This is a genomic window from Glaciimonas sp. PAMC28666 (assembly GCF_016917355.1).
In the GTDB taxonomy this organism is placed as follows: Bacteria; Pseudomonadota; Gammaproteobacteria; order Burkholderiales; family Burkholderiaceae_D; genus Glaciimonas.
Genome location: NZ_CP070304.1, coordinates 3,216,512 through 3,235,868, shown reverse-complemented (window position 1 = coordinate 3,235,868; position 19,357 = coordinate 3,216,512). Strand labels below are relative to the sequence as shown.

Below are 19,357 nucleotides of genomic sequence, written 5' to 3'. Positions count from 1 at the left end.
CTCACGCTTGCGTCTCACGCTCGCGTCATGACACAAAAATCTTCGCGTGAGATTGCTTCGTACAATGACCTTTAACCGCTATCCGAATGTTGCCCTTGCACACGCAACATTTTAATAGACGCCCGGGGTGCCACCGCCATCTACAGCAATGGCCGTTCCCTGAATATGGCGCGCACGCTCGGAGCATAGAAACAACGCAAGGCCCGCAACATCTTCGGGCTGCCCGAGTCGCGATAGTCCATCCTTGGCGATCTGTTCTGCGCGCACTTCTTCAATTGACCGGCCACTAGCTGCGGCTCGCTGCGTAAAAAGTTGCTCAATGCGGGGAGTTTCTATCAGACCCGGCAGAATTGCATTGACATTCACGCCATCGACTTTACCAAGGCCCGAAAGTCCTTTTGTAAAATTGTGCATGGCCGCATTCACCGAACCGCCCACCAAAAATCCAAAATCCGGCGTGCGTGCTGCCCCACCGATAATATTGACGACATGTCCTTTTCCAGCCTTTAACAAAGGCCAGAACAGGCGACAAAGATTTACGCATCCAAAAAATTTAAGAGCGAATCCGTCTTGCCAGTCTTGTGACGATTGCTCAAGAAATGCACCCGCGCGCGTAGCCCCGGCAGCATTCACCAGAATGTCGCAGCGACCGTATCGCTGCGCGACGAAATCAAACACCGCCTTGCAGCCATCTTCCTGGCGCAGATCGCCAACACAGACGTCCGGACGCAGCCAACTACCGTCACCGCCGAGATCGGATGCCGCATCGGCGTGCGCATGCGCAGTAACGACCGTCTGCGCGCCTTCGGCCGCGAACCCCGCAGCAATAGCGCGCCCGATCCCACCGCTGCCGCCTGCGACAACGACGATCTTTCCAGAAAATTCATTTGCCATGATTCCTTGACCCCTCGGTTAGATGCTTATTAATTTGTAACCTTGCCATTTACAACCCTTGTCTTTTACCACCCTTGTCTTTTACCACCCCTATCATACAAGTAGATCCGCTCGGTCGCAGGAGACCGAATCCGTTCAGGCATCGCATTATCGGGCGGTATCCATGACGCCTTCATTTGGCGCAACCCAATAGATGCTTTAATCTACACAAATTAGCCAAATACTTGGTAAGCTAATCCGATCTTTTTTAGCCCGATCATCCCAATGAAACCCGTTTCCTCGCACTCTGCCTTAACAGAAGGTCCGATAGTAAAAACTTTATTTTTTTTTACGCTGCCGATATTATTCGGCAATATCCTGCAATCATTAAATGGTTCAGTCAACGCCGTATGGGTCGGTCATTATTTGGGCGAATCCGCCCTCACCGCGACCGCCAATTCGAATGCTATTCTATTTTTCCTCATCACCAGCGTACTCGGCCTGGGGATGGCCGCCACCATTCTGGTCGGACAAAGCCTTGGCGCTAAAAATCGCGATCAGGCCAAGCGGGTAGTCGGTACCAGCGTGACATTTTTTGCTTGCCTGTCGCTGGTGGTTGCGGGCTGCGGCCTGCTATTTTCCCGCCACCTGATGGAATGGATGCACACACCGCATGACGCCCTGCCGTTGGCGGTTGCCTACATGCGGATCATTTTCCTGGCGTTGCCTTTCCAATTCGGCACCATCTTCCTGACCATGATTTTGCGCGGTGCAGGTGATACCAAGACGCCGCTCAAATTTCAGATGTTATCGGTTGGACTCGATATTGCGCTGAATCCATTATTCATTTTCGGATGGGGGCCGGTGCCTGCGCTTGGCATAGCGGGTTCGGCGGTTGCCACGCTGGTAGCGCAAAGCATCAGCCTCACCGCGCTGATTAGCTATCTATATTACAAGAGTCACTTTCTTTGTCTGCATGTTGGCGAAGGCCACTATCTAAAGCCCGACCGCACAATTTTGAAAGCCATGGTCCTCAAAGGTATTCCCATGGGCCTGCAAATGGTGGTCATATCGCTCTCGATGATTATGATGATCTCGTTGGTGAATCACTTTGGTTCGCAAACCTCCGCAGCCTACGGCGCGTGCCTGCAACTCTGGAATTATGTACAAATGCCCGCACTTGCTGTGGGCATGGCCGTCTCCTCGATGGCAGCACAAAATATTGGAGCGCGCCGCCTGGACCGGGTTCAGCGCATTGCGATTGTCGGCATCATGTTTAATTTCCTCATGACTGGCGGTCTGGTCACCCTGATCTATCTTTGTAACCAGACCGCGCTTTCCTTCTTTTTACCGTCGCACGTGAACGCGCTGCCTATTGCACAACATATCAACGCGGTGGTGGCGTGGTCGTTCGTCGCTTTAGGTGTCACATTTGTATTATCAAGCGTGATGCGCGCTTCCGGTGCTGTAGTGGCACCGCTGGTGATTCTGTTCCTGGCGTTATGGTGCATCCGCTTACCATTTGCCAGTGTGCTGATGGAAAGCTGGGGCGCTGATGCCCTATGGTGGAGCTTTGGTGTCGGCTCGATCTCAGCCATGCTGATGTCGATGGGTTATTACCGTTTTGGGCCTTGGCGGAATGCACACATGTTGAGCACTTCCCAAGCGGGTGCCACTTAAAAAAATCTTGAGCGGCAATCCTTGAGCGTCTTCTTTTAATGACCGATCCTGCTCGCCAGCGCAGGATCGGTTGCGTCCCACCATGGACCACTTCCTTAGTGCTAGCTAACGCTTAAAAGCCCGTCATTCGTATCAGTAAGTCGACAAAAAATCACCATAAAACTTCAGAATTCTCTGTAACGCACACTCCCATTATAGAAAAATCTCCACGACTTTCAGATTTTTCTCGCCCTCATTTATATCAGAATAATCCTACGCTCTTAAAAATTTCGTGCCGCATTTCGCCTTGGAAAGCGCTATCGATTTGACGCGGGATCGGAATAAGGCAGGCAAAAAGCCGCCATAACAAAGGAGGCGCAACCGAATAATATCCGTATAAGCGAGGTAAATTTTGCACGCATCCTGGTCTTCGAATACCCGTAAAGACCCCGTCAGGGCTGCTGCATATAAAGGTTTCACGCTCATTGAACTGCTTATAACAGTTGCCATATTCGGAATTTTGGCGGCGATCGCCGTACCGTTTATGGGTGATCTGATAGCAGAAAGACGGGTCGCCACCAGCGCACAGGAATTCATGGCCGCCCATCGACTGGCCCGATCGGAAGCAATCAAAAGAGGCGCTAATATCGTGATTTGCGGAAAATATCGTCCAGCTTCCCAGCGCGAATGTGCCTTTTCGCATGACTGGGCTACCGGCGGTTGGTTGATAGCAACCGGCGTGGCACCACGAGAAAGCAACGTTGAAATAATAGCTCTTCAACCCCCATTTTACAGCGGTCTCAAAATCGACAGCTCAGTCACTTTGATGACATATATGCCTGACGGAAGTGCTGACTTCAATGGAGCAAGTATGAAAGATGGCTATGCAACATTTGTATTTAGTATGAGTAATAAATTTCACCGCCAAATCTGTGTTTCAAGCGGCGGACATATTCAGTTCGCAAACCAAATCGGTTCGTCCGATCCGGCTTGTTAATCATTGAGATCTGTTGTTAGTATTTTCGTCATTGACAGGAGCGAAAGAAATGGTCACGCTGCGCCGACAAACCGGGGTTGGAATGATAGAGGTACTGGTCGCCCTGTTAATTTCTGCGATTGCGCTGTTGGGCTTGGCAGGGCTTCAAATCACCTCCTTGAAATATCAAAAAATGGCACACTTTCGCGCGCTGGCAAGTCAGAGCAGCGCAGACATGGCAGATCGCATACGCGCCAATCCAATGGCGGTGAAAGAGAAGAATTATGTGACAGGCGAAAAATTTCTGGCCAACGCCAAGCCTAAATCCAAATGCGTCAACAGCGGTAGTGTCTGCACCGCGCAACAGATCGCGAAGGTCGATATTTACAACTGGCGCAGAGATTTAAGCCGATCGCTGACGAATGGTTGGGGCGATATAACCTCGGAGAAAGACGCTGCAAAAAACGACACGGGGGGCCTGATTCTAACCGTCTATTTCTCGGAAACCAATAAATGCCCTGGCGGTGATTGTGAGCGAAGGGTAGACCCGCTTTGCACCGCAAAATTGGGCAATTTTTGGCAAGAACTGACACTTCGATGTTTTAAGACCGTGTTTGTACCATGAAAAATAGTTCACTCATAATTTCGGCATCACACGCTGCAACAGCGCACCGCGCCGTAAAGGCGTGCGGTTTCTCGTTAATCGAATTGATGATATCGCTGGTCATTGGACTGGTACTCATGGTGTTTGTGACCAGCTTATTCCTTAGCAGCCAGTACAGCGCGCGTCTCAACGACGACAACGCGCAGGTTCAGGAAGAAGGACATATCGCCATGCACAGGATCGGCAACGATATCATGCAGGCAGGCTACGGAAAAATGCGTACCACGTTGACGACCAGCTTCGCCGGCATAGGATTTAAAGCCTGCCAGACAGGCTTTGAATTGCCTTTAACCGCAGATTTTAAATGCGATAAGAACGCCGAGCAACCGGGGTTCATTGTGAGCTACATGCTTGAACCCAACCAGATCAGCGACGATTACTATTCAAACCGGGTTGACTGTAACGGTAACACCTACAACTATGGGCTTGGCAGGCCACCTCCTGTGGTGATTAATCGCTATTTCACAAAAAAAATCGGCAATAAAACGTCATTGTTCTGCGAAGGTAATGGGATTAGCAGTGCATCGAACCCCAAGTTAAATCCCCTCTTACATAATGTCGACAAACTGATGTTGACCTACGGCGTGGATACAAAAGGCAATTACACACCCTCCGCATTTTTGGACAAAGCCGATGATGTAGAAAGACTTCCCCTTTCATCGGCGAACAAAACCAACTGGGATCAGGTAATCAACGTCAAGATTTGCGTAGAGCTGCATAGTGACAACTTCGTCGCCGCAGGGACCCCACAAATCTATGAAAAGTGCGACGGTACCATGAGGGTAGCCGCAACCGATAAAAAGCTACACACGACGTTGACGCGCACATTTACGCTGCGCAATCGTGCGCTACCCACTTGGGAGAATCTGTAAATGCGGCGGATCGAACGCATGCATCCCTGGCTTCGCCGGGTCCTATTTGCGAGCACCCAAAACGCATCGGAAAGTTGTGCCAGCGATGAATCACAATCCATACCCAGTCATCGTTTTTGTGATTCTCTTAACTGCCCTTGCGGCCATCGAAGCGGCCTTCTTAATGTCGGAAAAATTGCGCTGAAATATTGTGTTCAGCATCCCGTTCAACACAACAGAAAATTGCACAATAAATTGATCCGACGAGAAGCCGGGATAGCGCTGCCGCTGGTACTCATTTTTTTTGTGGTGATGACCTTGATAGGAATCGCCGCAATTCGCACTGCCACTATGGGCGAAAAAATAGCCAGCAACACGAGAAATCAACAGCTGGCGTTCCAGGCTGCAGAGCAGGCACTGCGCCATTGCGAAGCTGAGATACAACAAAGTAAAAAAACGGGCACCAAAAGCGTCTTCGAAAGCCAGTCATGGGTACCCATCCCGAGTAAACCTTACGGCGTCAATAAAAGTCCTCAATGCCGTGCTATCGACATCTCGGATGGCATGGGATTAGGCCCTGCTGAAGTCAGCCGGGATGAGAGTATTTTCGTCTACGAATTCACAGCACGCGGTACCGGTGGTTCCGACAAAGCGGTTGTGAGGTTACAGAGCTCCTTAAGATTTAAGAAATAAAGAAGGAATACTGGAACAATGATGCTAGCGACGAAATTATCTAATACCTTAGTTAACGACTTTCCATCCGACCGATCACGCCGTCCCCGTGCACCCTGGCGTCCTGGCGCTGTTGGCGCTGTTGGCAATCAGTCAGTGCACGCAGCCTGCAGTCAATTGTTCCAGGGCCGCCGTCTCCTTTACTTATCAGCGGTGGTCTGCTGCTTTGGGGGAGCAATAACCAATTCTGCGCTGGCTGAAATCGCGCAATCTCCGCTGTCTTTGTCGCGTGTTCCGCCGCCCAACATCATGTTCATACTCGATAACTCCTTTAGCATGGCTGGAGGCAGCCTGACTGGCGATGACGTTAAAGGGGAATACACTTCCGACGCCTACAACGCAGACAAAATGAATCAGACCTGTGACAATTGCAGTGAAAGCGGAAAAAAGGATCAAGAGGCTTACTATTCCAGTGACTGGAATCAGATCTATTACAATCCATCGGTCCGATATACGCCAGCCGTCACCGCGACCGGCGTCTCCATGGGCAATAGCGACCCGACCAAAGCACCGGTCGATGCGTACGCTGCGAGCGCGAAGCTGAACCTGGAATCGACCTGCCACGTGTCATCCAACAAGCTACCATCGTATGACCCGGACGATTTTTTGCGAAACGAAAACTGTGGATACGGAAATGCGGCGACCGACAAGGCGCTGTATGCTTTTCATTACAGTTGGCCCAGCCCGGACGTGCAACCTACCGGCAGCAAAAAAGAGGATCAATTGTACCTGCGCAAGGATATTGTTCCCGGAACCCCATCCTACAAACGTGCGGAGGAGCGTACCGACTGCATCGCCAACGCTGATGCAACCTGCACTTATAAAGAAGAAATTCAAAATTTCGCCAACTGGTTTTCGTATTATCGTACCCGGATGCTGATGACCAAGACCACGTTAGGCATCGCTTTTTCGGGACTCGACGATCGCTTTCGCATAGGGCTTTCGACAATTAATAAAAATTCCGACTTTTTCATTCCTGTCGGAGGTTTCGATGCAAAGCAAAAAGCGCTTTGGTACAAAAAACTTTATCTGACCGATCCAGTCAGCAGCACCCCCTTGATCGCCGCGCTAAACGCCGTCGGCGCCTATTATCAAGGATTCGGAATGCCCGGGATGGGGCCGCTGCTCGACCCAATTCAAAACCAATGCCAGAGAAACTACGCGGTTTTATCGACTGATGGATTTTGGAATGCGACGTTAGCTAACGGTCGCAATCTCGATCAAACACTGGACTACGATTTGCCAGCAGCAATCAAGCTTGATCCTGTATCAGGCACGGAGTGGATCAGCGGAAAATTAATACCACGGCCTTTTTATGAGGGCCCGACTCCGACCTCCGACAGTCTGGCTGATACAGCAATGAAATACTGGGCGACCGATATCGGGTATCGGAAAGGCGCTGGCGGGACAGCAGGGAAACTGACACCGAACGACACCAATCCGGCCACCTGGCAACACATGGCGACCTACACCGTTGGCCTCGGCATCAACGGGGAACTGGCGTATCAGTCTGATTACCAGACGGCAACCAGCGGAGATTACTTCGCAATAAAAGAGGGCAAAAAAGAGTGGCCGGTGCCGAAGAAAAATACCCGCACCACCATCGATGATATGTGGCACGCCGCAGTCAATGGACGCGGCTCCTATCTCCATGCCAACAATCCGACCGACCTTAAATACGCCATGCAGACCGTCTTCAGATCTATTGATGGACAGGACTTTGGCGGTGGCTCGGGCATTGCCTATAATGGTGCCGCATTAAGCAACGATAGATTGTTATATGTTCCAGGATTTACGCCGGGTAACTGGCTCGGCCACCTGAAGGCCTATCAGGTGGCGCAAGATAATTCAACGACCACGCAGAAATGGGACGCAGCGGAGCAATTACCTGCGGCACAGTTACGCAATATTGTCACCTGGAATCAGCGCGAAGAAAAAGGGATCGAATTTAAGTGGCGAAATCTCAACTACGAACATAAGACCTATATGAAGTCGTCAGCGATTTTGGAGTATCTACGCGGAAGTGCGGCATTGGAACAAGCGGCTGACGGTGGCGGCACTAACCCTTTTCGCCATCGAAAAAATAAACTCGGCGATATCGTCAACTCTTCACCGTTATACGTGGGGAAAACCGACTTTGGCTTTAGCAATACAACATTCACATTTGGGACTAGTTACCCTGAATTTTTGAAGCGTAAATCCGAGCGCAACGCCATGCTGTACGTAGGTGCCAACGACGGCATGCTGCACGGTTTCGACGCGAAAACGGGAATTGAACAATTTGCATTCATCCCCAACTCAGTTTTCCCCTACCTATCGTCATTAACCGATCCCGACTATAAACACCGGTATTTTGTCGATGGTCCTCTGACAGAAGGCGATGCGTACCTGAGCGACGTCAAAGAATGGAAAAATATTTTGTTAGGCAGCACCGGTGCCGGCTCGCACAGCATGTTTGCGATTGATATTACCAATCCAGATTCACAAGGCCTTAACAGCAAAAGTATTCTATGGGAACGCAGCGACACAGACCAAAACTTCAACGATTTGGGAAACGTGCTTGGTACAGGCGCAATAGCCCGGTTGGGGAACGGAACGTGGGCCGCAATTTTTGGTAACGGTTACAACAGTGTCGGCGGTAAAGCGGTGTTATACCTGAACAGCATTTTCAATGGCGACCTGATCCGTACATTAGATACTAACGTCGGAACGCCAACTGCCCCAAACGGGCTGTCCAGTCCGGGCCTACTGTTCAACAACGAACGCACATTAATCGCTGCTTACGCTGGTGATTTGCAAGGAAATCTGTGGAAGTTTGACTTACGTTACTCTAATTCAAGCCAGTGGAAACTCGTCAAAATGTTCACTGCAAAAACGGCTGGCGGCAAACCAGTACCGATTGTGCAGCAACCAGTACTGACACCGCATCCCAAGGGTGGCTATATCATCACTTTTGGTACTGGCAAATATTATGAACTGGCAGACCTCAACGACAAAGAAAAGCATACCTTATATGGCATTTGGGACAAACCGGATGAGTCTGTAGTTGCCTCTCCCAAAGAACGTAAAGACTTGCAAGCGCAAACGTTAACTTCATTACAAAAAAATGGCGTCACAATCGGCCGGATATTGACCAATAACACTATCGATTGGAACAGCAAACATGGCTGGTTCATCGACATGCCGTTAGGAGGCGAGCGCTTCGTCGGTCGTCTGGCGATGCGAGAGAACGTCTTGCTCTCGACCACGCTGACGCCTGATGCTGGCGCGAATGCTTGCAAGGCTGGCGGCACTTCCTTCACCATGGCCATTGACCTGATCACCGGTGGGATCGCAAAGAATTTTCACTTTGTCGGCGCTGACGGCAAGCCTATCAAGGATGCCAAGGGCAACAATGCCAGTGCAATCGCAACGGGCGGTACGACTTCCGGCGGCGTGAGCATTCCTGGCGTATCCAATGACTGCATCGCGATCAATCAGCTCGACGGCACCACCACCTGCGTTCCTTATGCATCGACTTCAGAAGTGATTCGGCGGTGGCGTCGAATATATGACAAGAAAGATTAAAAATGACGACTACCCGTGAAATAGCGGTGCATTTATATTTATCTAACAGCTTAAGGGAAAATCAGGCGCGAACATTGGCGTAGTCGCTCGACCGATCAACAATCCACATTTACACAGCTCAGGAAGAGATAATGCGCAGAAAAATAAACCCAGGGCATGCCGGCTTTACATTGGTAGAAGTGATGGTGGTGGTCGCGATAGTGGGCATTTTGGCTTCGATTGCTTTGCCTAATTATTCCGAATATATACGACGTACCGAAAGGACCGAAGCGATAACGAGGTTGCTGCAAGCCGCTAACTGGCTTGAACAACAATACACAGTGAACAATTCTTACCTTATCAACGGAGGAACTATTGCTCTACCGGCGGATTTAAACCAATCGCCCGCGACGGGAACGGCCAAATATCGGTTGAATATAGTCCAGGCCAATGATACGTCATTCATACTTGAAGCGGAGACAGTCGACGAAGATCGATGTGGCACATATACCCTCGATCAAACTGGGTTTCGAGATGTCAGCGGTGGCGATGAAGATAGCACCGCTGAACTTTGTTGGGCCGGAGGATAACGCAAGATGGCGAAGATCTGGCAATTACTTCGGCAGCTTCATTGCCCATAATCCGCATGGAACAGTCGCGATCTCATCAAAAAATGGCCTCAACAAAGCATTGTTCGTGAGGCCAGTCATTAACACTGTTGCGGTACATTAAGTCTTTTTCAAGCCTAGCAGCGCATACAAAATAATCGCGCCAAAAGTAGCGGTACCGATACCGCCCAAAGAAAATTGACCCAGTTTCAATGTGAAGTCACCAGCGCCCAACACCAATGTCACCGCGGCGACGATCAGGTTACGGTTATTGGAAAAATCGACTTTATTCTCCACCCAGATACGCGCACCGGAAACGGCAATCAATCCAAACACCACAATGGATACGCCGCCTAATACCGCCGCTGGAATGGTTTGTATCACCGCACCGAACTTTGGTGAGAAACCTAATATCAGCGCAATGACTGCGGCGACCACAAATACCAGCGTCGAATAAATTTTGGTCACGGCCATCACACCGATGTTTTCCGCGTAGGTGGTCACGCCGGTTCCGCCAACACTGCCGGAAAGCATGGTCGCCAAACCATCACCCACAAAGGCGCGTCCCATGTATTTGTCCAGATTTTGGCCGGTCATGGCGCTCACTGCCTTAATATGACCGAGATTTTCAGCCACTAGAATCACCGCAATCGGTGCTAGCAAGGCCATCGCGTTTAGTTGAAATACCGGGGCCGCAAAATGCGGGATACCGAACCACGCGGCGTGCGCGACAATAGAAAAATCGATCGGCTTGCCCATTCCGGCACCGTTCGTGAGCACCGCATAAATCACGTAAGCCAACATCAGCCCGACGAGGATCAGCAATCGTTGCAGCATCCCGCGGCCGAACACCGCCACCGCACCGACACACAACACCGTGCCAAGCGCCATCCAGGCGTCGAAATTGTTGCCGATCACGCCTTTAACGGCGATGGGGGCCAGATTCAAGCCGATGACGGCAACCACCGCGCCGGTAACGACTGGCGGCATCAGCTTTTCGATCCAGCGCGTGCCGACCGCCATGACCACGAATCCGATCAGGGTGTACACCGCACCGGCGGCAATGATGCCGCCAAGCGCCACCCCGAGGTTGGCGTTCGCACCGCTGCCGCTATAACCACTTACCGCGATCACCAGTCCGATGAAGGAAAAACTGGAGCCCAGATAACTTGGAATGCGACCACCGACCACCACAAAGAACAATAACGTCCCAATGCCAGACATAAAAATCGCCAGATTAGGATCGAAGCCCATCAGCAATGGCGCCAAAACCGTTGAACCAAACATCGCCACCACATGCTGCACGCCCATCGCCAAGGTCTGCGGCAAGGGTAACCGCTCGTCGGTAGAAATGATCTGTGCCTGCCCGCCAACCGCAGCAGCGCGTAAACGCCACTTCGGAAAATAAGAACCCGCCATAATGTTTTTCCTGAAAGCCCGAGTGGCTGCGTGCTCGCCTGGCGTCGCTAGACGCCAACCGAAATTAGCCAGTTCGGATGATTTATTTGAATTTTGATTGGGGAGTAGTGTACGAACACAAACAGGAAATAACAATCGACATTCATCAATACCCATCAGAAATATCTGTGAAGTTTGATTATTCGATCAAAAACGACCAAAAATAGCCACGAGAGCGATGAGAGGGATTATGAACGGGGCATGAATGTGTCGCCGCCCCAAAACATCCTAAACCTGGCGCAGTCCGGAATAACAAAAGATCACTGTCATTTCGTATTCAAAACAACAACAAACCGAACGATATGTTCTGCTGCCCACCACAAGCAGCGGTGGAGCCGCCGCCCGCAACAGGACCGGGGCCGAAACACTACCCACGTTGGTCCGAGCTATCCCTTCTGTTTCCGGCTCCGGGCTCCCGGTTCCCCGGTTCCCCGGTTCCCCGGTGAGCGGCGACCGGTAACCGGTTCCGGCTTCCGGCTCCGGGTTCCAGGATCTGAATCACATGACTTGCTCCGGCAACCTCGTATCTGCAAATTTATCCGGTGCCAGTAATCGCTCAACCACTTCAGACCAACGCAACGGCGTTCTTTTTGGAGGGATTCGCGGCGCAATCAATGCACCGCGCACCGCGTGAACGATAGAGTCCGCATCGCCCGGAATATACCCAAAGCGAGAGGGATAATCTCCTGCGATCGCCTCTGGACAGACCGCTGGTAATCTAAAAAAATCATACTGCATCAGCTTCATGGACGTATCAGACAGATAACGCGGTACCTCAGCTGCACGATACGGCGCGATACCGATTGTTGCGTGCTTGATATATGGCAAGGTGGTCCGATGCGGCATCTCATCATGGACCACGACGTTCGTTCCATATCCCGGTTCGGCCCCCGCGCCTGATCCAATAACATGAAATGTGACTTCCGGGAACATAGCAGAGGCAACCACGAAAAAACCGGGGTCGAACAGCATGGATCCCACCGATACCGCATGCAGACCCGGGCCATAGGGCGATGGATCGGCATAATCCTCGACAGAATAATCAAAACCGTGCGGAACCACATAACAGTTGTCACGGCTTGGCATCCCGTCGGCCATCAGTCGCGACGTCAGGCAAAGCGCATCCATCTCTGGCCCGACCCGTGCAAAAGTGCCCTTCACATACGATGCGACGTTAATCGTGTTGAGGTCGTCGGAAGCGAGATAAATCGTCCTGGCTCGCGGATTGAGGCGTCGCACCAGATCAAAGAATATAGGTGCTATGCCACTTTCAAATACCACCACATCCGCATTTTTTATCCACTCTACCAACACCGGACTGGGGTGATCAATGTAATGTTTAAATAAAACCTTCTCGACGGGATACAACGCATCCTTGCGCATATTGATAGGATGAATTGCGGTTTTCCAAAGGTAGCAACTAATTCCTTCGTGCATCTCCACTTTATTGGCGAGATTGTCCAAGGAACTCCGAGGGTCCTTTTTTAACTGCGAAAGAAAACTGTACTGGCACGAAAAAAAACTGGTCGGCCCATATTTCGCCAGTTCGGCGGCGATGAAATGCATATTCACCTTACGCCGCGATCTGTAATCATGGGCGGTAATCACTAAAGATCTCATCCTGATGGCTCCTGAATGGGCGCGTCTGTCAAATCGGGGTTCAGATTTTCCACTACCTTATGTCATCCAATTGCATCGATGACACAATCAATTGAGGGAAAAATGGACAGAAAAACTATCCCAATATTACGAAGTCAGCACATTTTGTCGGGAATCAATACTCTCCCTGGCGGGCTTCGTTTCTTTCACAAAGAACTGTTCCATCGCCAGCGCCACGTGCTCACTAATTTCATTTTTGAAAGCACGTTTCTTTTGCGTCCGTTTCCGATGTTTCATTTCAATCAATTCCAGCGGCTTTTCAGCGAACGGAACAGGAATTTTAAAAAAGTTGGTTTCTGACATTAAAACGCCATATTTTTCGAAGAAAGTGTTATATGAAAAATAGAACTTCTTGCCTTGCGATATTTGATTTTTATTTCCAATCCCTACCATGGTCTTAAAACCAAGCGAAGAGGTAAGTCCGCTCATGGCCGCCATCAATAACTGCGCTGGCTGAATGTCATGACAAACTTTGGTTGCCAGTTTCACATTCTCGAAATCATGCATTCCCTGAACGCTAGAAACAAATATCACATTTTCATCGGGCACGCCAAAGGGAGCGCCGTTAGCGATAACAAAAATGATGCGATAAATACTGACCTTATCTATTTTGAAAATCAAGCATAAGTCGCCCTCGTAATCGATCGTATGGGGAAAACCTATCACTATCTCCACCAAATTGTCATTAATATTTTGCGACCATAATCGCACCGGAAAATTATAAATAACTTCCAGAAAATTGCTCCTAAAATGTTTTTGCAAATACGTGTAATGCCCGGTCAATATCGCAAGGCTATTCTTTTTAGAGATATCCAGAGAGATGTAGTTCCGCAAGTATTTGTAAGACATTTCTGGATTATCAAGCGTCAACTTCGCTACCTGCGGATGGCTGAGCGTATTGATCAGCTTAATGTGCCGCCTGATATTGAGCAACAAGAACAATCCTCTTCGCCAGGTTTGCATGGTTAAAATCGATCTCCTTTTTACAATGTTCCGTGTGATAACGGAGGTAGTAAAAAAAAGATATTTATACGAAAGTTTTGAACTTAACGACATGATTTTATCTCCCAATAAAACATAAATATTAAAAGCAAAACTCGTCCATCACTTTATCGTCGATGCGGCCTGCCACGCGCCAGAGATGTGCGTTCAAGCGTGTGCAGATGAGAAGTGCAAACGATAGAGTCCCCTAACCGCGTTTATAAATATCTTCAAACCGTACGATATCGTCCTCGCCGAGATAGCCGCCGGACTGCACTTCAATCAGATGCAGCGGCATTTTTCCAGGATTCTCCAGCCTGTGCCTGACGCCGATGGGGATATATGTCGACTCGTTTTCTGAAAGAAGTTTTTCCTCGTCGCCACAGGTAATGCGCGCTGTGCCGCTGACCACCACCCAGTGCTCAGCGCGGTGATGATGCATTTGCAGGGAGAGTTTTCCACCAGGTTTAACGGTGATCCGCTTGACCTGATAGCGCTCACCGATATCGATGCCTTCGTAACTGCCCCACGGCCGATAAACGTGGGCATGGCTCATATGTTCAGTGCGGCCTTTTTTCTTGAGCGCTTCAACGATCTGCTTGACGCCCTGCACCTGATCTTTGTGAACCACCAATACCGCATCCTTGGTTTCAACTACGATCAGATCTTCAACGCCGATGACGGCCACAAAACGATTTTCTGCGCGCACCATCGCGTTGCGGACCTTGTCAGTGTAGACATCCCCGCGCAGTACGTTGCCCTCGGTATCGGGTGCCAGAACGCTGGATAGAGCAGTCCATGAGCCAACGTCATTCCAACCGAATTCCGCTGGTACCACGACCGCATGCCGGGTATGTTCCATGACGGCATAGTCAATAGATTCCGATGCACACGCCGCGAAAGTGGCTTCATCCAGACGACAAAAATCCAGGTCGTGGTACGCGCCTTCAAACGCATGCGCGCAACTGTCTGCAATCGCTGGCCGATAACGGCGTAATTCCTCAAGGTAGCGTACGGCCTGAAATAAAAACATGCCGCTATTCCAACTGTAGGCCGGGTCCGCGACAAACATCTCGGCGGTAGCGCGATCCGGCTTCTCGACAAAGCGATCAACTGAGAAACAACCTTCGGCTGCGTTAATCGGCTCTCCCCGGCGGATGTAACCATAGCCGGTTTCCGGTCCCGACGGCACAATCCCAAAGGTCGCCAACGCGCCCTGCGCCACCGGGGGTAAGGCGCGTTGCACCGCGGCATGGAACGCTGCAACATCGGCGATCACATGATCCGCAGGCAGTACCAGCATGACGGCGTGCGGGTCGCACTGTAACAAAAAATGGGCTGCTGCAGCCACCGACGGTGCGGTATTTCTTCCCTCAGGTTCCAGCAATATTCCACTAGGCGCGATATCAATGGCGCGTAATTGCTCCGCCACCAAAAAACGATGCTCATTGCCACAAGCCACTAGCGGCGGCTTCAACTCGGACCATTCCGATATGCGCAGCAAAGTATCCTGCAGCATCGTGAGGTCTGAACAAAGCGGCAACAGCTGCTTAGGCAGCGCCTCGCGCGACAAGGGCCATAAACGGGTGCCAGCACCGCCGGCCAGGATCACAGGATAGATATTCATACACTGCTCACCGAACTTCCTGCCAGACTCGCATCCGAAACTGCATCGGCGAGCTTGTCTGATTGCGCGGGAACCGTCTTGCCGTCGGGCAAGAACGCAGTATCCTGCCGCTGATGACGTGCATCACACCATTTACGCTTGCCGGCCTCCGCCGAGCGCGACATTTCCCCCGCGCGGTTCACGCTATATTCTTTCACTACGACCATTTCTTCCAGATAAGCATCAGGTAATATCCGCGTATATTCAAACAAGACGCTACGCACCACCGCGGCACCGGAACAGATATGGCTGCCATGTCCAATCCAGGTCGGTCCGATGATGGTGCAACCGGCTTCGATCAGGCAACCGGCACCAATATAGACTGGCCCTTGAATCGTCGCGCCATGCCAGTTAATACTGGTGTTGAGGCCGATCCATACCCCATCAGTGATTTGCGTTCCTGGCACTTCCATCTCCGCGATTTCGCCGAGCAACACACCTTGCAACACGCTCCAGTAATCGGTCACAGTGCCGATGTCGATCCAGTTGAAGGAGCGCTGTTGCGCATAAAACGGCAAGCCTTTTACAACTAACAAAGGAAACAGGTCGGAACCAATGTCGAATGGCGTGTCAACCGGTATCAGATCGATGGCCTCGGGTTCGAAAATATAAATCCCCGTGCTGGCGAAATTGGAGAGTGCATCTGCCTGCTTCGGCTTCTCCTGAAACGATTTGATCCGGCCTTCGGAATCGGTCACCACCACGCCGTAGCTATCGACTTTATCCCAAGGCACTTCCTTGGTGATAACGCTGACCATTGCCCCTTTTTGCTTGTGCTCCAACAACGCTGCGTTCAGATCGAGATCGATCAACGCATCGCCGCAGATAACGATCGTCGTGTCATCGAAAAAATTGGCGAATTCCTGGATCTTCTTGATGCCGCCTGCCGAACCCAAGGGCTCCGGGATGACCTCCCCGCTCTCATTGATATAACCCTCAAAGGAATAACCGATCTGAACGCCGAACTGACTTCCGTCACCGAAATATTCTTCAATTTTTTGATGTAAATAGCTGACGTTCACCATAATGTCGCCCACGCCATAACTGGCGAGGAACTCGACCAGGTAAGCCATCACCGGCTTTCCCAAAATGGGTATCATCGGTTTTGGAAGATCATAGGTCAGAGGACGCACGCGGGTGCCCTTGCCTGCAGCTAATATCATTGCTTTCATTTTTTTTCTCCCAATAAAAAGTGATCGAAAATGAGAATTAAACTTCATCAGTTGAACCTTGATTACCTTTTTACCCTTCAAACATCTCCGCGATATTTACGACACAACAATATAAATCGCATAATGTCGACGGTGTAACGACGGACTAAGCGACGCGGCTCCAGACAAAGCCGGTAGAGCCATTCGAGCTTGGTTCTTTGCACAAAAAGAGGTGCGCGCTGTTTGTCACCACTCCAGAAATCGAACAAGGCGCCGACCCCAACGACCAGATTGGCGTCCAACAATTCGCGATTCGCGAGTATCCACTCTTCTTGAATCGGATTCCCCAGCGCCACCAATACCACCTCAGCCTGAGCAGAATTGATGGTCTCAATTAGCTCCCCCGCGGGCGTTTTTAATCCGGCATACCCATCGCAGGCACCCACCACCGTTTGTCCTAAAACATTGCGCAAATGGTGAGCCGCTTTAATCAATACTTCAGGTTTGCTGCCGAGCATAAACACGCGCATTGATCGATTCGATTCCGAAAAAAAATACGGGATGAAATCGGTACCGTTAAGGTTTTCGTTAAACTTTTCACTGGAAAATAAGAATGCGGCGATATCCATTCCCACGCCGTCGTTCACAATCATTACTGAATCGGATCTCATCCGTTCCAGCAGATAGCGACACTGCACAACAAAATTCGTATTCGCAAAAAAAAGCGTCATCTTTTTATTCGCTCTGACAGCCCGCCGCAGTTCTCTCGCCAAAACGGAGGACGTTGTTTTAAGTACCGGATAACCAGCGATCGGATTCATTTTCTCTAAGCTCATGGTTAACTCCCGCTAAATCGCAAGATACTGCGATCGCAAAAGAGGGAAGAAGAAGTTCCTTCGCTACTCCTTTGCCCATAACAAATAGAACAAAATCCCCACCCATCAACGCATAAAAAATCGGCGTATCCGGACAGTTAGTAACAACATTTCATGCCACGAACCATTCACCTCTCTCACCCGCCATCCGGTGATCGCCACCATCAACGGATATAACAAGCTCGCAAGCAGAGCGGCCCCAAATACGACCGTCGCATCACTAAAGCGATCAGACATCGCTAATAAATACCCGGCTAAACCAACCCATAAAATGAGGCTTCCGACTAACGGCGGGGCCAACGCATATAAGGTCACGCTTCGGCTAAGACCAAGTGCGCGATTAATCAACGTTTGCGATATCGGAAACAACAAGAGATGAGCGGCGCAAAACGACAGACTCATGCCGATCAGCCCGAATTGATAAAAAAGAGCGGAGAATCCGGTTGCGAGCACCAATTTTGCGATACCGAGCACTACTGGCGTACGATTTTTTCCAACGGCAAAAAACAGGTAATCATTTAAGTCGACGATCGATGCGACCAGATAAAGAATTGCCAATGCGCCGACCGTGGGTGCAGCAGGAAGCCATTTTTGACCAAACGCGACGGCGATCAAAGGGCGCGCCAATTCAGCTTGAAAACACAGCAAAGGCGCTGCACAAAGGAGCGTGAGCCCAAGTATTTTTAAATAGCCGAGCTGCAGAGCATCGGGATTCGATTGTGAATCTGAAAAAACCGGCAACGCTACTTTGTGCATCGAACTTGAGATCACGAGATAAACCGAAGAGGTCATCCGTTTTGCCAGATTGTAGAGGCCGGTGGCATACGGTCCCAAAAATATGCTGACCAATAATGAGTCACCATTGGTATTGATAAAATCCAGTAGCCCGGCAATCGATACCTGCCGCGAATCAGCCCAAAATTGTCGGGTCAATGCGCGATCAAAGACAATCCGCGGCACCCAACGACTTTGTAGTACCACCAGCACCAACGCCAGGCCTGAAGCGGTGACCTGCTGCACCACTAACGACATTCCACCGAAGTCATTGAACGCGAGGACGATCCCAACGACGCCGCCGAGCGTGACGGAAACAATCGATCGAATGGCTAACTGGCGAAACATCATGTTGCGCACCAGGCGAGACTCATGGGCGCGGACCAGACCGAAGAACAGAATCGAGACGCTCATGCCTTGCAAAACCGGCTGCAGTTCCGGCGCCCGATACAGTGTTGAAACGATGCCAGCCGAACAAAACATCAACCCAGCCAAGAGCAAACCAGAGACTGTACAATAAGTAAATACCCAGGAATACAGCTTATCGTCTGGATGCGCTGAGCGCACTACAGGCATGGCAATGGCGTCAAACACCACCAACCTGGTGAATAAAATAAACAGATGCGCAACCGTCAACAAGCCGAATGCATCGGGTGCCAGAAAGCGCGCCAGCACGGCAAAAATTGCGAACGACAGCACTTGTTGCGCAAGGTTATCCAAGATCGACCAGGTCGATCCGGCTATAACGTTGCTACTATTATTGACCTGCTCCATGGCGTACTTTCCTGATTGAATAACGTGCAATGGATGGTTCAGAACGAGAAGCCCCAACGCACGCTTGCTCGGCTGGCCCCTTTTCTACCCCAACTACATTGCATTTAATA

Annotated in this window: 15 protein-coding genes; 7 read left to right on the top strand and 8 right to left on the bottom strand. The window is 50.5% G+C overall.

All coding sequences use genetic code 11. The annotated features are described in order from the left end of the window. Positions 1-111: 111 nt before the first annotated feature. A complete protein-coding gene (locus JQN73_RS13885) occupies positions 112-894 on the bottom strand; it encodes an SDR family oxidoreductase (RefSeq protein ID WP_205319471.1) in 783 nt (260 codons plus the stop codon). Between the two features lie 264 nt (positions 895-1,158). On the opposite strand from JQN73_RS13885, the gene JQN73_RS13880 reads away from it, so the two are divergent. The 7 genes from JQN73_RS13880 (at position 1,159) to JQN73_RS13850 (ending at position 9,891) form a co-directional block, all read left to right on the top strand. Then, entirely contained in the window at positions 1,159-2,553 is a 1,395-nt protein-coding gene (locus JQN73_RS13880; protein ID WP_205319470.1) for an MATE family efflux transporter, read from the top strand. Between the two features lie 391 nt (positions 2,554-2,944). Beyond that, positions 2,945-3,529, top strand: coding sequence for a GspH/FimT family pseudopilin (locus JQN73_RS13875; RefSeq protein WP_205319469.1), 585 nt, complete (start codon positions 2,945-2,947; stop codon positions 3,527-3,529). A 49-nt stretch (positions 3,530-3,578) separates the two neighbouring features. Beyond that, positions 3,579-4,133: a type IV pilus modification protein PilV gene (gene pilV / locus JQN73_RS13870; RefSeq protein ID WP_205319468.1), complete on the top strand. Its 555-nt coding sequence runs from the start codon at positions 3,579-3,581 to the stop codon at positions 4,131-4,133. Beyond that, positions 4,130-5,044 carry a PilW family protein gene (locus tag JQN73_RS13865; RefSeq protein WP_205319467.1) on the top strand — a complete coding sequence of 305 codons (915 nt, stop codon included), beginning with the start codon at positions 4,130-4,132 and terminating at the stop codon, positions 5,042-5,044. Before pilV ends, JQN73_RS13865 begins: the two co-directional genes overlap by 4 nt. A 234-nt stretch (positions 5,045-5,278) precedes the next feature. Continuing rightward, on the top strand, positions 5,279-5,716 hold the full coding sequence (locus JQN73_RS13860; protein ID WP_205319466.1) for a PilX N-terminal domain-containing pilus assembly protein: 438 nt from the start codon (positions 5,279-5,281) through the stop codon (positions 5,714-5,716). A 288-nt stretch (positions 5,717-6,004) separates the two neighbouring features. Further along, positions 6,005-9,322: a pilus assembly protein gene (locus tag JQN73_RS13855; protein ID WP_205319465.1), complete on the top strand. Its 3,318-nt coding sequence runs from the start codon at positions 6,005-6,007 to the stop codon at positions 9,320-9,322. A 131-nt stretch (positions 9,323-9,453) separates the two neighbouring features. Next, the gene (locus tag JQN73_RS13850; protein WP_205319464.1) at positions 9,454-9,891 is read left to right on the top strand and encodes a type IV pilin protein; all 438 of its coding nucleotides are present in this window, start codon (positions 9,454-9,456) and stop codon (positions 9,889-9,891) included. A gap of 138 nt (positions 9,892-10,029) precedes the next feature. On the opposite strand, the gene JQN73_RS13845 is transcribed toward JQN73_RS13850, so the two are convergent. From JQN73_RS13845 to JQN73_RS13815, 7 genes are all read right to left on the bottom strand, one after another. Next, positions 10,030-11,328 (bottom strand): solute carrier family 23 protein, encoded by a 1,299-nt coding sequence (locus tag JQN73_RS13845; RefSeq protein WP_205319463.1) that lies wholly within the window; start codon positions 11,326-11,328, stop codon positions 10,030-10,032. A 537-nt stretch (positions 11,329-11,865) separates the two neighbouring features. After that, positions 11,866-12,987, bottom strand: coding sequence for a hypothetical protein (locus JQN73_RS13840; RefSeq protein ID WP_205319462.1), 1,122 nt, complete (start codon positions 12,985-12,987; stop codon positions 11,866-11,868). 126 nt (positions 12,988-13,113) lie between these two features. Beyond that, on the bottom strand, positions 13,114-14,082 hold the full coding sequence (locus JQN73_RS13835) for a DUF535 family protein (RefSeq protein WP_205319461.1): 969 nt from the start codon (positions 14,080-14,082) through the stop codon (positions 13,114-13,116). A gap of 133 nt (positions 14,083-14,215) precedes the next feature. Beyond that, entirely contained in the window at positions 14,216-15,634 is a 1,419-nt protein-coding gene (locus tag JQN73_RS13830) for a mannose-1-phosphate guanylyltransferase/mannose-6-phosphate isomerase (protein ID WP_205319460.1), read from the bottom strand. Then, positions 15,631-16,845 carry a sugar phosphate nucleotidyltransferase gene (locus JQN73_RS13825; RefSeq protein WP_205319459.1) on the bottom strand — a complete coding sequence of 405 codons (1,215 nt, stop codon included), beginning with the start codon at positions 16,843-16,845 and terminating at the stop codon, positions 15,631-15,633. The genes JQN73_RS13830 and JQN73_RS13825 overlap by 4 nt, the downstream gene beginning before the upstream one ends. 77 nt (positions 16,846-16,922) lie before the next feature. Continuing rightward, positions 16,923-17,660, bottom strand: coding sequence for a WecB/TagA/CpsF family glycosyltransferase (locus JQN73_RS13820; protein ID WP_205319458.1), 738 nt, complete (start codon positions 17,658-17,660; stop codon positions 16,923-16,925). A gap of 105 nt (positions 17,661-17,765) precedes the next feature. Further along, entirely contained in the window at positions 17,766-19,247 is a 1,482-nt protein-coding gene (locus JQN73_RS13815; RefSeq protein WP_205319457.1) for a lipopolysaccharide biosynthesis protein, read from the bottom strand. Between the last annotated feature and the right edge of the window lie 110 nt (positions 19,248-19,357).